The sequence below is a fragment of the Paenibacillus sp. BIC5C1 genome, from assembly GCF_032399705.1.
Lineage (GTDB): Bacteria > Bacillota > Bacilli > Paenibacillales > Paenibacillaceae > Paenibacillus > Paenibacillus taichungensis_A.
Genome location: NZ_CP135922.1, coordinates 5,500,250 through 5,513,395, shown reverse-complemented (window position 1 = coordinate 5,513,395; position 13,146 = coordinate 5,500,250). Strand labels below are relative to the sequence as shown.

Annotated in this window: 12 protein-coding genes; 9 read left to right on the top strand and 3 right to left on the bottom strand. The window is 46.3% G+C overall.

Going from position 1 to position 13,146, the window contains the following annotated elements:
* The first annotated feature begins 447 nt into the window (after positions 1 to 447).
* From RS891_RS24710 to msrA, 4 genes are all read left to right on the top strand, one after another.
* A complete protein-coding gene (locus RS891_RS24710; RefSeq protein WP_258530648.1) occupies positions 448 to 1,911 on the top strand; it encodes an RtcB family protein in 1,464 nt (487 codons plus the stop codon).
* On the top strand, positions 1,911 to 3,215 hold the full coding sequence (locus RS891_RS24705; RefSeq protein WP_315793492.1) for an AAA family ATPase: 1,305 nt from the start codon (positions 1,911 to 1,913) through the stop codon (positions 3,213 to 3,215). The genes RS891_RS24710 and RS891_RS24705 overlap by 1 nt, the downstream gene beginning before the upstream one ends.
* A 285-nt stretch (positions 3,216 to 3,500) precedes the next feature.
* Positions 3,501 to 3,758, top strand: coding sequence for a GlsB/YeaQ/YmgE family stress response membrane protein (locus tag RS891_RS24700; RefSeq protein ID WP_017686880.1), 258 nt, complete (start codon positions 3,501 to 3,503; stop codon positions 3,756 to 3,758).
* Positions 3,759 to 3,923: 165 nt separating this feature from the next.
* Complete coding sequence (gene msrA, locus RS891_RS24695) at positions 3,924 to 4,442, top strand: peptide-methionine (S)-S-oxide reductase MsrA (RefSeq protein ID WP_063565249.1); 519 nt, start codon at positions 3,924 to 3,926, stop codon at positions 4,440 to 4,442.
* A 122-nt stretch (positions 4,443 to 4,564) separates the two neighbouring features.
* On the opposite strand, the gene RS891_RS24690 is transcribed toward msrA, so the two are convergent.
* Positions 4,565 to 5,431 (bottom strand): putative RNA methyltransferase, encoded by an 867-nt coding sequence (locus tag RS891_RS24690; RefSeq protein WP_315793491.1) that lies wholly within the window; start codon positions 5,429 to 5,431, stop codon positions 4,565 to 4,567.
* A 298-nt stretch (positions 5,432 to 5,729) separates the two neighbouring features.
* Positions 5,730 to 7,004 (bottom strand): hypothetical protein, encoded by a 1,275-nt coding sequence (locus RS891_RS24685; protein WP_315793490.1) that lies wholly within the window; start codon positions 7,002 to 7,004, stop codon positions 5,730 to 5,732.
* Between the two features lie 256 nt (positions 7,005 to 7,260).
* Here RS891_RS24685 and RS891_RS24680 point away from each other — a divergent pair, with 256 nt between their 5' ends.
* From RS891_RS24680 to RS891_RS24670, 3 genes are all read left to right on the top strand, one after another.
* A complete protein-coding gene (locus RS891_RS24680) occupies positions 7,261 to 7,857 on the top strand; it encodes a restriction endonuclease (protein WP_315793489.1) in 597 nt (198 codons plus the stop codon).
* 70 nt (positions 7,858 to 7,927) lie between these two features.
* On the top strand, positions 7,928 to 8,152 hold the full coding sequence (locus tag RS891_RS24675) for a hypothetical protein (RefSeq protein ID WP_315793488.1): 225 nt from the start codon (positions 7,928 to 7,930) through the stop codon (positions 8,150 to 8,152).
* Positions 8,153 to 8,285: 133 nt separating this feature from the next.
* Complete coding sequence (locus RS891_RS24670) at positions 8,286 to 9,536, top strand: DNA glycosylase AlkZ-like family protein (protein ID WP_315793487.1); 1,251 nt, start codon at positions 8,286 to 8,288, stop codon at positions 9,534 to 9,536.
* 104 nt (positions 9,537 to 9,640) lie between these two features.
* On the opposite strand, the gene fabV is transcribed toward RS891_RS24670, so the two are convergent.
* Positions 9,641 to 10,831 (bottom strand): enoyl-ACP reductase FabV, encoded by a 1,191-nt coding sequence (gene fabV / locus RS891_RS24665; protein WP_315793486.1) that lies wholly within the window; start codon positions 10,829 to 10,831, stop codon positions 9,641 to 9,643.
* 281 nt (positions 10,832 to 11,112) lie between these two features.
* Between fabV and RS891_RS24660 the strand changes: the two genes are divergently transcribed.
* On the top strand, positions 11,113 to 12,393 hold the full coding sequence (locus RS891_RS24660) for an XRE family transcriptional regulator (protein WP_315793485.1): 1,281 nt from the start codon (positions 11,113 to 11,115) through the stop codon (positions 12,391 to 12,393).
* A gap of 276 nt (positions 12,394 to 12,669) precedes the next feature.
* On the top strand, positions 12,670 to 13,086 hold the full coding sequence (locus RS891_RS24655) for a hypothetical protein (RefSeq protein ID WP_315793484.1): 417 nt from the start codon (positions 12,670 to 12,672) through the stop codon (positions 13,084 to 13,086).
* Positions 13,087 to 13,146: the final 60 nt, after the last annotated feature.

The window sequence follows — 13,146 nt, the reverse complement described above, 5'->3', positions numbered from 1 at the left end:
AATAGGTAATTTTCCAAGAAAAGGGTTGACACATCGAAACGAGTCCGCTTAATATAAACTTAATATTGATGAAGGGAGGCCGAGAGAAATGATGGTTGGTTATGATTTGAAATCCACAAAGACACTACGAAGCACAGACACAATTGTATATCCAGTTCATCGTCTCTTTGGCCTCATACGGGCGACATAGGGGAAGATGCATATCGTTTATCCTTGGAACGTTATTAATCGATATGCTACTCTCGGCGTATATTGCAATGGAGAACAGACGCGGTGTGTTCATGCTGCTTTTGTTTTCTGTTATTGTCATGAAGAAGTCACGGACGAACTGTCCGTGGCTTCTTTTTTTGTTCTACTGAAGATGGATATGAATTCGGAATAACGTTAGGTTCATTTTTGAAAGTGAACCGAATCAGCTGAACGTACAGGAAGGAATAATACACATTTATGAATACACAACCTAATTTATTTACGAGTCAAAACGAACCCATAGGTGGCTACCGACATGAAGTCAAATTGCCAGCTGGGGACTTAACGGTATATGCGGCACAACAACTATTCTCGTCATTGGACTATAAGGTGTTCGAGATGGCGAACAACAATCTTCAAATCCCGGGTATTTCCTATATGAGCTATACGCCTGATGTTCATGTCGGTGTAGGCACCTGCATCGGCACAACGGCGGTATGGGATGCCAGTAGTGGTTATGTATCTCCATCCATCGTAGGCAGTGATATCGGCTGTGGTATGCGAGTGCATATGACCAATTTGCATAAAGACGACCTGAAAGACGTGAAGCTGCGCCGTAAACTTGTGAAGGCTATTGAGAAAGTGCTGCCGATGGAGGCAAATCAACGCGGTCATTACTCGGACATTCGTTTGGAGCATATTGTGAGAAAGGGTCTGCATGGATTACCTAAAAAATATATCCCGGATAGCTATACACCGAAAAAATCAACTTCCATCACTCATGTAGAGAGCAGCAAATTTGCTTTTGATGAGGATGTGTTAAATCTGGTACCGGATATGACTTGGCATCGGGCTCATCGCCAGTTAGGAACTTTGGGTGGAGGCAATCATTTTGCCGAGATTCAAGCGATTGAGATTGCCGAGGAAAATCGGGAGATTGCGGAAGCATGGGGTCTGTACGATGGACAAATTGTTGTCATGATTCATTCCGGTTCCCGGGCATGGGGCGGGTATGTAAGCCAAACCAGTTCATCAGCAATTGCGAAAGTGATGCAGCGAAATGGTTTGGGGACATCCGATCCAAGACTGGTGTTTGCTCCGCTTGAACATGCCGAAGGTCGCCATTACGTCAATATGATGTATTCTGCTTTGAATTATGCCGTGGTGAATCGCCATCTGATTGCTTATGCAATTCGCGAAGCTTTTCGGGATGTGTTTGGTCCAAAATGCGAATTCCGTACCCTCTATGATCTGATGCACAACTATGCATGGGAGGAATCGCACGCGGATCAAGGATCTGTCTTTGTACACCGCAAAGGAGCTACACGTGCATTACCTGCCGGTCACCCGGATAACCCGAAGCCATATCTGGCAACAGGCCATCCCGCGCTTATTCCCGGTTCAATGGGGACTGCTTCATATATTATGGTAGGTCAACCCGAGGGGAAGGATAACTATTATTCGATCTGTCATGGGGCAGGACGCATTCGGTCGCGCACAGCAACGAAGCGCCTGGTTACCGTGGAGGATTTTGCCTCGGCCCTGGGTGTGGGAACTGAAGATGAGATTGTGGTGAACCAGCGTTCGCTCGAATCGATTATTGATGAATCGCCGCAAGCGTATAAAAATGTCGATGAAATTATAGATAGTGTTACCGGCGCAGGTCTGGCTCAAGTTGTAGCCAAATGTAAACCACTTGCCGCTGTGAAGGGAGCCAAGTAATGAACATAGATAAAGAACAATTGAATCATAATAGAGTCATCTATTCCTATGAAGAGCAACAAGACAGTCAAATCCGAAACGAAGGTTATGCCATATATGCCCGTTTGATTCGCGGCATCACTGAGGCGCTTGGCAATCGATACGGCGTTCATTATGAACTCTATGCCAGCGATGATCCAAACAGTGAATACTGGGATCTGCTAAAAGAAGATCTGCAAAGTAACAGCGCGGAAGTGGAATTGGTTGCCCGGATTTTCGAAGATCTGGAGCTACGTACACTACATTATGAGGATGATGGAGATGCACCAACATATGGGGTGCATTATTCGATTCGCAATAATGTATTTGCCTACCCCCAGTGGGGAGTAGCTCTTGTCCGCATTCCTTTCTTCCGGGAGAATGGGATCTACAATGAGGATTTTGTTTTTGCTACAGGAGAAGAGGAATTGAAGGAATTTCTGGGCAGTGTAAGGGAACGGGAACGGCAGCAAAATATGAAAAAAGTCACGGTGTACACGGATGCCCGCAATGGCAGTGATCGTCATGTGGAATCCATTACCCGCTCTGTAGGGCGGGATGAGGTCGTGCTTTCTCCGCAAATTAAACAGGATATCTTCCGTTCGTTGGACCAGTTTTTCGAGGCAGACCGTTCCTTTTATCGAGACTATGATATTCCTTACAAACGTGGGATACTACTGTACGGCCATCCTGGAAACGGAAAAACGACCCTCGTCAAATCCATTGCGGGAAGCATTCCAGGGCCTGCGGCATACTGGCAAATTACCGAATACACAAACAGTGAATCGGTGCGTGAGGTGTTCGAAGCAGCCAAGCGTTTGGCACCCATGGTGTTAATTATTGAGGATATCGATTCCATGCCAGATGAAGTCCGATCCTTTTTCCTGAATACGTTGGATGGGGCAACGTCTAAGGAGGGCATTTTCCTAATTGGCACCACGAATTATCCGGAGAAAATAGATCCAGGGCTCATGAACCGTGCTGGACGGTTCGATCGGGCTTATGAAATACCGCTACCGGACGAAGGGCTGCGCCTGCAATATTTGAACCAACGCGGCTTTGCTGTCTTCGCAGGGGGAGAAGGAACGTTGGAGGCTGCACGATTGACGGATACCTTTTCTCTTGCCCAACTTGGAGAGCTGTATGTCAGCGCAGCGCTGGAATGGCACCAGAATGGCCGGACGGACATTGTGCAGATCATTCAGTCGATGCGAGGAGAGCTGGACAAGAGCCATAAACACAACTGGCTGACCCAACCAGGCAAGGGGCGTGCAGGTTTTTATTAATCGAATATAACCGTTAAAATATTCTCACCTCAATTGGTTATACTAAGGCTGTCTGAATCAACATACAATGACTTTCGGGAGGTACATAACGCAGTCTTGAACTGTGTAAGATGCCCGGAAGTGACGCAATCTGTTTTTAATGCCTTGTTATAGGCTGTTGAACAGAGAAACGGGCATATGAACAAAAGGTAATATACAACAATTTTCATGCCAATTGTTTAAATGCTTCTGTAGCGGTTAATAGTAGACAGACAACAACAAAAACTTTAATTAGAGGTGAATGATATGGGTTGGTTATGGTCATTAATTATCGGTGGTATCATTGGATGGTTGGCAGGTCTGATTGTTGGTCGTGACATTCCCGGCGGCGTTATCGGTAACATCATTGCCGGTTTTATCGGTGGATGGTTAGGTGGAGTGATCCTGGGAGACATGGGTCCAGAAATGGGCGGATTCTACATAGTACCGGCATTGATCGGTGCCATCGTACTTGTAGCGATCGTGAGCTTGATCTTCCGTTCTATGGGTCGCAGCCGCGGGTAACAAATTCAAGATCCTTGAATTTACAGTGAGTCGGCGACAAACAGTTTAAATAACTGTTGATATAACAGATGCTTTTGAAGAGGTTGATGGAAGTCCACTGCGGTGGCTTTCCATCAACCTCTTTTTGTTTTAAGATATAGGTACAATAGAAAGGGATGAGTGTGCATGGAAAAAGCTACATTTGCCGGCGGATGCTTCTGGTGTATGGTTACACCATTTGAAGAGCAACCAGGCATTCATGGTATTGTATCTGGCTATACCGGCGGTCACGTCGATAATCCAACATATGAGCAGGTCAAAACCGGGGAGACCGGTCATGTCGAGGTCGTTGAAATTACATTTGATCCAGAGGTATTTCCGTATGAACGTCTGTTGGAACTATATTGGCCCCAGACGGACCCAACCGATGATGGAGGGCAATTTCAGGATCGTGGGAGTCAGTACCGTACAGCGATCTTTGTCCATAATGAACGTCAACGCGAGCTCGCAGAACAGTCCAAACAGGAGCTGGCAGCAAGCGGACGTTTCAATCAACCGATTGTAACTGAGATTCGGGATGCAGTTGTGTTCTATCCGGCAGAAGATTACCATCAGGATTACCACAAGAAAAATGAGAAACATTACAAGGAAGACCGTGCGATATCTGGACGGGATGAATTTATTGAAGAAAACTGGAATAAATAAATCTCTTTACATTAGACCAATTTGCATCTTATTGAAAAAGCCGGGAGAGTTCAAATAGGAACTTCCCCGGCTTTTTTTGATTGTTCAATGATTAAGAGAATGTTATTTCAATGGTACAGAACCTATCTTCGTTTTCCCACCAGTATTTCTAGATCAATCGTAATCTGCGATAAGGACTCTTGAGCACTGGCTATGGCTGATTCCGTCCCTTGCCAGGAGAGTGGTGTCATATGAATAAGTGAATTCTTCATGATTTCTGTTACCGGCAGAGTGTATGTTAGCGGAATGCATTCTACGAGATGATGATGCTGGGCAAATCGGTACAATACGCGCGCTCTGCCGTCTAGACGGTGAGAGCGATCCCGAAACAGAAGCTCTCTCATTTCCATTAGATATCGGTCACCGGGAATCACTTTGATGATCCAGCCATCCTTCTTCATCACTCGCCCGAACTCTTCATAATTCGAAGGGGAGAGTATATTCAGGATTACGTCCAGTTGCCCCTCTGCAAAGGGACTATATGCAAGGTCACCAACAAGCCAGATTTGCTGGTCGTAGGTTGAGGAAGCCATGGCAACGCCCTCTTTGGCGATGTCGATCCCCCAGCCCACAGCTGGAGTATTCTGTGTAATCTGCTGCAAAAGGGATCCCTCTCCTGCGCCTGCATCTAGAATATGCAAGGGCTGACTGTTGCTACTGGAGTAATCTTCAATCCAATCGCGAATGATATCGATCAGAGGTGTATAGATTGCAGTTTGAGATAAAATATTCCTTTTGGCTGTAAATAAACGTTTGTCATAGCTTCCCTTGAACAAACGTGTCATGAAATTGATATAGCCTTGTCGTGCCAAATCAAACGTATGTCTGGAATTACATTGAATATTGTCTCGACTAATCGTTGTCATTGTTTGATGACAGATAGGACATTTAAGCATATGGATATATGGATAAATAAGCGCAGCACTACGTTCCCTGCGTTGGATTGACATGGATAGCACCCCATTCATTCAGATATGGATAACTGAAGAAAAGGGCATAACAAATAAACCTCTATCGTACATTTTGAAAAAAGAGGTTAATGTTATGCCCTAAGTTATCTGTATCGAATGAATTGAATAATCATGGGAGGGCTACGCTCCTTGCCAATCAAGAGTAGGTTGAAAAAGTGAACGATACTATTATACCAGTTTGCGCAGGTAGGATAAAAGGGAGGGGGACTCTCATCATTGTGTGAAATAACAGAGCGCCCTGTTGACCGTCAGTCGGTCATTCAGAGCGCTCCATTTACTATTTAGCTGAGGCTGTCTTCAATACATACTTGGATAATGCGTCGTCATTGATCTGATAAATCATATGATCGTTATACGTTGAATATCCATCGAGTAATCCAGGAGAGGAGGCAAACTCATATTCATGTACCGTATCCAATGTTTGAGGATCGAGAATATAACCCTTCTTAGCGAAATCAAGTTTGTATTGCCCATCCTGTGTACGATCAACCTGCATAAGAATAGGCTGCTCTTCCTTAAATGTGCGTTCAGTCACTTTACCTTTCATGGTGTACAGCTCCAGCTTTTGGCCTGTAAACAGGGTATAACTGTTGCCTGCGGTCTGAACATAGGCATCACCGGCAATAGCACGGCCCCAGGCGAGTTTACCATCGGTGCCAAAGCCCATCAGCTTGTTACCCGTGTTCGCAAAATTGGCACGCATGATCACGGAGCCATCCTCCAGAATGGCCAGCGATTCACCGCCGCCGTCTCCCAGAGTGTTGGCATTGCTCGGGAACTGATAGAAGGAAAGACGATTCAGCGTACGATCGTAAATCTCCACTTTGGGATTAGCGGCAGGCTGCCAGAAGCTTCCCACTTTGGTTTGTTTGCTTGCATCGACTACGATTCGATCACTGCCTGCTTTGAGTACAGCACCGTTGATTGTTTTTTCCGAAATCAGTTTTCCCTTCTTGTCGTACAGCGAGATGGCTGAACGAACGGAACCGTTCGATTGAACACCAGGGCTCGAAGCGATCAATAACGTATCGTCGTCCAGAAGGTACATGGAAGATGAATTACTCACGTTTTTGACCCAGTTGGTTTTGCCGGAAGTATTGAACGAGTATACCTTTTTGGTTCCATCCGAATATTCCATATATACATAAGCTGTGCCGTTGCTGGTATATAGTGAATTGGAGTAGGTTGTATAAGGCCCACTTTTCTCATGGAAAATAACGTTCCATTTCAATTGTCCGGTCGTGGCATCCAGTGCTTGAAGCGAATCTAGCTGCCAATCCAGCTTGGTATTGCTGCTTGTTTTGGTCACGGGCTGGGAAGAATGCACATATACCAGATTTTTCGCAGGTACTGCGTTCACTTCGTTGACGATAACGTCTTTCTCCGTATTCACTTGTGTGAGTGAGAGAGAAGATGATGTCCATGAAGGTTTAGGCAATGGTACATTTTGTTCTGCCGCCGCGTAGCTTGGTGTATGCAGGCTGAAGAGGAGCGTGCCACTGAGAAGAAGCGCAGCCCATGTTTTGGACTTTCGTTTGTTGGATGTATGCAAGTTATAAACCACCTTTCTTCGATTCAACATAGAACCGATTGTTGAATTCTACCATTTCATACATGTGAAATTCAACCTGAGTGTCTGTAACCTTTTATGATTGAGATATTAAATTATTGTTGTTTGGAGAAGTTCGAGGGTTACAGGGAATTCATCTTCTTTCTGTTACGAGAGAAGTCTGCTATATTTAGTCGGGTGACGAGGGCTAAGAGGGGTACAAGCCTGCCAGATTAGAGGAACGACAAGGAGAACAGACATGAATTGGAATGAAAATATGACCATTGTCGGTATAGGCGTTATCGTCCTTTTACTGCTCATTGCCTGGATCATTCGCCGTGTAATTCGGCGAGGGCAACGTATACGAAGTGAGGCCAATCCGCGTAAGATTACGATTAAGGATATCGATAAAATGCAGGATGGATCGGAATTTGAACTGTACCTGTATCATCTATTCCAACAACTCGGATATGCCGAAGTACATAAGACCACAAGCAGCCGTGATTTTGGTGCTGACCTTGTGTTTGTGGATAGAGCAGGAAGACGTAATGTCATTCAGGCCAAACGTTACGGAGCGAATCATCCGGTGGGGCTCAGCGCAGTGCAGGAGATTTACACGTCCATGCGTTATTATGAAGCAGATCGATCCATCGTGCTCACTTCAGCCAGATATACGGAAGCATGCCGGACGCTGGCAGCGGTCAACGGGGTAAAGCTGCTGGACCGTGAAGATCTGATGGACCTGATCCTGCTGTTTAAATCCAGAAGAATGGAAGAAGCACTGGAATTGATTGAGGAAGACGATCAGGAACCTGTGGAAACATGGCAATCACGGCGGAAAAGAGTTCCACGTTAATCACCTTCACTTGTCTGCCTGCACATGATATATTGAGTGCATACCAATCAAGGGAGTGTGTTCTATTATCATGGCACGTACACAAACGCAAAAAGCATTGCGCAAAGCAGAGCGGTCAGGACAATGGTGTCCAGAGCAAAGTCGGAGAGTAAACGGCGATTATGGAGCGTTATCCCAGCATGTTCGACTCATGCCCACGAAACAGGAAAAATTACAAAAGGTCAAACACAAGAAGCGGACCCAGGATGGTGGTGCTTCTTTTTATTTTGTCTATGGCGTGCGGAGTGCTGTGTAAGCATCTTTAAAAAAAGCTCTTCCTTCGATTGGTATGACATCCCTTGTACTGTTAAAATCAATGTATCTCTTTTTGAAATGGATCATTATAGCTATACAACCTCCTATCTTCGATGAAGGGAAGAATTCTACATATGACAACAGCGCTTCGCATGAATAAGAAAATCGTTCGGCGTTTTTTGCTGCACACACAATCTTTATTGGGACGATGGCCAGCCGCCACCTTGCCTTCTAGTCCTGAACAGGTGATGCAGTTGATCCGCTCCCTTGGCTGTGTGCAGATTGATCCTGTCGCTGCCGTAACCGGAAATCAGCATTTGGTGCTTGGAGCTCGTGATCCAGGCTATACCTCCGAATATTTACATACGTTGTTAAGTGATCATAAAGTGTTCGAATATTTTGCCAATGCTGCATGTGTTATTCCGATCGAAGATTATGCAATGTTTGAACCTGTACGTGCCCGATTACGGGATCGACTGGCTCCGTCACTGCAAGGGCTGGAGAATACGGTGCAGCATGTGCTGAAGCGTTTGGAAGAAGAGGGGCCGTTACCCTCCAGAGCTTTTCGTGCTGTCGAACGGGTGAGTGGATATTGGGACAATGCAGATGCGCCTAAAACGAAAGACACCTCGTTAGCGTTGAACTTGCTGCTGGATTCGGCTGCCATTCGTGTCGTGGCAAGGCAGGGCAATGAGCGTTATTTTCAAATTACTGAATCCGGATTGTTGGAGCAGGGCCAATCCATGGCAGCGGAGATCGATATCTTGGCTCAGAGGCAAGCTCTGATGGACAAGTACATTCATGCCTATCGGGTCGTGGACGTGCGAGATCCACGATTGGGCTGGATGAAATCCACCGCTGCTGAACGTCGGAATGATATGGCTGCACGTGTTGCAGATGGTCGCATGATCCCACTGGAGGTAGAGGACGTTGGGACGCCTTACTACATCCGTGCAGAAGATGAGGGTTTGTTGCTTGAGATGGAAAAGGAAGATACACATTATGATCCAACAGGTCCGGTACGATTCCTTCCCCCGCTGGACAATCTGCTGTGGAGACGGGAACGGATTGTGGATTTATTTGATTTCCATTATAAATGGGAGATTTACACACCAGAGGTGAAACGAACCTACGGCTATTACGCCATGCCCATACTTCACGGAGACCAGCTGATTGGACGTATGGACCCGCGACTCGATCGCAAAACGGGCGTGCTGACGGTTCGGTTGTTATCGATGGAAGAGACTGCTCCGCCTGTGGAGGAATGGATCGCGGATTTTCGGGAGGGACTGCAGTTCTTTGCAACGATGCATGGAGCGCGATCCATCACGGTAGAGAAGACGGTGCCGAAGGGGTTAAAAAAGCAACTCAAGTCAATCTTATAGAATGGGTAGACGTCAAAAAGGGAGCGAAAGCTCGCTCCCTTAAGGCTGAATTTGGACCTGTAATAAGCTTGTTATACCAGTCCCACAGTAATATTACTTTTCAATTAACGCAGATGTGGTACTTCAACATTTGGATCAACATCTGCTTCATAATCCACGCCGTCGGTTTCGAAACCGAATAGCTGGAAGAACTCCTGACGGTATCCGACCAAATCGGAAAGATCGTAGATATTTTCGGTGGTCAGCTCGTTCCAGAGCTTCGCCACTTCTTCCTGAACGTCTGCTCTCATCTCCCAGTCATCAATACGAATACGTCCTGCTTCATCGGTCGGGACTTCTCCTCCTGCATACAGGCGATCAGCGAACAGGCGCTGTAATTGCTCGATGCAGCCTTCATGCAAGCCTTTTTCCTTCATGACTTTGTACAATGCAGAGATATACAATGGCACCACTGGAATTGCGGAGCTTGATTGGGTTACCAATGCTTTGGCTACGGTTAGGTAAGCACGTCCGCCCTTTGCACTCAGACGATCATTCAGCTTGTGGGCTGTCGCTTCCAGATGGTTTTTGGCCTGACCGATGGAACCATCACGATAGATCGCATGCGTAAGTTCAGGACCGATGTAAGAAAAGGCAATGGTTGTTGCGTTGTCGGCGAGTACGCCACCTTGTTGCAAGGCATCCATCCACAGTTCCCAATCATCTCCGCCCATCACAGCCACCGTCTGGCGAATTTCTTCTTCGGATGCCGGATCAATCGTAACGGACGTCACTTCTCCCGTATGGAAATTGACTGTTTTGTTCGTGTAGGATTGTCCAATCGGTTTGAGCACGGAGTTGAATACTTCACCAGTATTCGGATCGGTACGGCGTGCCGATGCTACGCTGTAGACAACCAGATCAACCTGACCGAGTTCACTGCGAATCAGTTCAACGGTCTTTTCTCTGGTTTCGTTGGCAAAGGCATCACCTGTGATGCTGTATGATTTCAGTCCTGCTTCTTCCGCAGCTTTCTCAAATGCAGCGGAGTTGTACCAGCCTGCTGAAGCTGTACGTTTTTCAGTGGAGCTGCTTGGGCGGTAAATGCCGATAGTGTTAGCTCCGGCGCCGAATGCGGATACGACGCGCGAAGCGAGCCCATATCCTGTAGATGCTCCGATGACGAGTACGTTACGCGGTCCGTTCAGTTGCGGTTTGGATTTTACATAATCAATTTGTTCCTGGACTTGTGCAGAGCAGCCTACAGGATGGGAAGTTGTACAAATAAAACCACGTGTTCTTGGTTTAATAATCATTCATTTGCATCCTTTCATATTCAACTCTTGTTCATCATTATTGGATAATGCTCTTGTACATACTACCTTATTGTAAAACAATTGCCTCTGAAACGGAAACCGTTTCGATGGATTTGGCTAAAAGACGGTATCCGGCTTCGTACCCTGGATGATATTATATAATTTGAGCTAAACATTTACATGATAACGGAGAGGACAGAACGGATCTGTAGAAGCGAAGCGTTCGCCTTTATCACCGGATTTTTGTGATTCACAGGATCGAAACGAAAGGAAGACTAGCCATGCTGAAGGAACGGATTGAATTTCTGAGCAAAAGAAAACAAATCTCCCGTAAAGACCTCGTGGAAGGACTGGTTACGCAGGCTCACTTTGCCAATATTCTGGCCGATCGTTATCCACTCCCTGAAGATCTGGCAGAGGCTATTGCGTCACGTCTTGGCGTAACGACTTCCTATCTGTTAAACGCTTCTGCACAGGATGAAGAAACATTGGCGCGGGCAGAGGCTATTTTTGAACAAATGTCAGTTCCAGCTTCGGTGATTGCAGAAGATATCGTGCACGCACTTGAGGATCGGGATGATGCGCTGACAGTAGAGCTGACCACGGCCTTAATGAAGGGGGTCTATTACCAACAATTAAATGATGCATCCGCTCATGAATATATACATACATCCTATCTGAATTTTTATCTGGAGAAGTACGGCCGTCCTGACGATGTGGATCTGCCGCGTCCGCTAGCGAAGGCGTTATTATATTACAAAGTGCAGTACTATCGTTCCAAGCTTGCCTCTGTAGATGTGTTAACACATGCAACCAGGCTCAGTGAATTGGCCCTTCCTGGAAGTGAATTCTGGCTGTCTGTGCAAAATATCAAGATGGAAGCCTACATTCAGGTCAAACAGTATGAAGAGGCCAAGCAGGTATTCGATCTCACCATGAGACATGTCTATGATCAGCGGCTGTTTCATCGGTTGTCCGGCTTATATGTGGCGTACAGCGGATATTGCTTTGCGATGGGACTGGTACAGGAGGCGCTCTCGGCATTGACCATGGCAGAGGCGAATCTGGTGTATGCCGGTAATCAGGGCGATCTGGTCACTGCCATTGCGAATAATCGAATTGTCATGTTAACCATGACGGGGGAGCTGGATCAGGCGCAGTCGGAGATCGAGCGATTCGAATCCCTGTTGCAGCAGGAACCCGAAGAAACCCAGCAGGCCATGAAGCCGTTAGTGAGTGTGTATCGGTGTGAAGTGGCACTGGCACGAAAAAACTGGGGTGTACTTGCGCAAAGTGTGGATCAACTGTTGAATAGTGCAACAACTCAGGATCAGCAGATGAGTGCAACCTTCTACCAGAGCCATCTGGCTCTTGCGCATGGAGATCGTGAAGTATTCATGGAGCGTGCGCTCGCGTGTCTGCCTTATTTTGAGTCCGTGCAGCATGTCATGCGTCTTGAACCTTTATATGAGGGAATGGCTGTGGTATCCGAGGATCAGCGAAAATATAAGGAAGCCGCCATGTATTATCGCAAGCTGGTCTACCTGTTACGCAAAAAATAGATGGGAAATCGGTGTGGAATAACCTTTTTTTTGCATGATTATGTTCAATGCCAGTGCATTAGGCACAAAATATGCCTCCCAAGCTTTCATTTTAAGTGTCGTTTTCGGCTCTTTTTTTGCGGAATCAACTGAAATGCATGTTAAAGAAACGAAAATCCAGTGGTTTAATCACCGGATTTTTCGTTTCTTTTGTATGCAGCCAAAAGGGTATTCAAGGACAAGCCGTCCTGTTTATACTTTAACTATAACCAAAAACAAAAAAACGAGGTGTTCATTATGGGATGGTTTGGTAAAAAGAACAAGCAGGAAGATGCGATCGCGAAGGCAGATAAAATGATGAATAAAGGACTTACAGGCATGATGATGAAAGGTTTTGTATCAAAGGAGCATCGGGAGGCCATCAACCAGAGTCTGGATTCGGCGAAGCAGGCACAACTGGCGGCGAGTGGTTCCCTCCCCTTAACCGCAACAGCCAGAGTAATCACGATTACCGATACGGGTAAGCTAATCAATTTTGATCCTATTGTTGTGCTTGTGCTGAATGTCACAGAGACGAATGGCAATCAGTATCAGCGAACATTGGAAACACTGGTGTCCAAAATGCAGATTCCGCGCGTGGGAGATCGGGTGGGACTGGGACAAAATCCAGCGAATCCGACAGAGTTGATCTACATGGGATTGTTGTCCGAGTAGAAGGTGCTCAAACTGCAAGATGGCAGGCTATCATTCAAGAAATGCAATTAACAACGAATA

What these genes read in the sequence shown, in the direction of transcription:
- RS891_RS24690 (WP_315793491.1), bottom strand. Translation starts at nt 5,431, where the DNA reads ATGTCAATCCAACGCAGGGAACGTAGTGCTGCGCTTATTTATCCATAT.
- RS891_RS24655 (WP_315793484.1), top strand. Translation starts at nt 12,670, where the DNA reads ATGGGATGGTTTGGTAAAAAGAACAAGCAGGAAGATGCGATCGCGAAG.
- RS891_RS24675 (WP_315793488.1), top strand. Translation starts at nt 7,928, where the DNA reads ATGGCACGTACACAAACGCAAAAAGCATTGCGCAAAGCAGAGCGGTCA.
- RS891_RS24700 (WP_017686880.1), top strand. Translation starts at nt 3,501, where the DNA reads ATGGGTTGGTTATGGTCATTAATTATCGGTGGTATCATTGGATGGTTG.
- RS891_RS24710 (WP_258530648.1), top strand. Translation starts at nt 448, where the DNA reads ATGAATACACAACCTAATTTATTTACGAGTCAAAACGAACCCATAGGT.
- RS891_RS24670 (WP_315793487.1), top strand. Translation starts at nt 8,286, where the DNA reads ATGACAACAGCGCTTCGCATGAATAAGAAAATCGTTCGGCGTTTTTTG.
- RS891_RS24705 (WP_315793492.1), top strand. Translation starts at nt 1,911, where the DNA reads ATGAACATAGATAAAGAACAATTGAATCATAATAGAGTCATCTATTCC.
- fabV (WP_315793486.1), bottom strand. Translation starts at nt 10,831, where the DNA reads ATGATTATTAAACCAAGAACACGTGGTTTTATTTGTACAACTTCCCAT.
- RS891_RS24660 (WP_315793485.1), top strand. Translation starts at nt 11,113, where the DNA reads ATGCTGAAGGAACGGATTGAATTTCTGAGCAAAAGAAAACAAATCTCC.
- RS891_RS24680 (WP_315793489.1), top strand. Translation starts at nt 7,261, where the DNA reads ATGAATTGGAATGAAAATATGACCATTGTCGGTATAGGCGTTATCGTC.
- msrA (WP_063565249.1), top strand. Translation starts at nt 3,924, where the DNA reads ATGGAAAAAGCTACATTTGCCGGCGGATGCTTCTGGTGTATGGTTACA.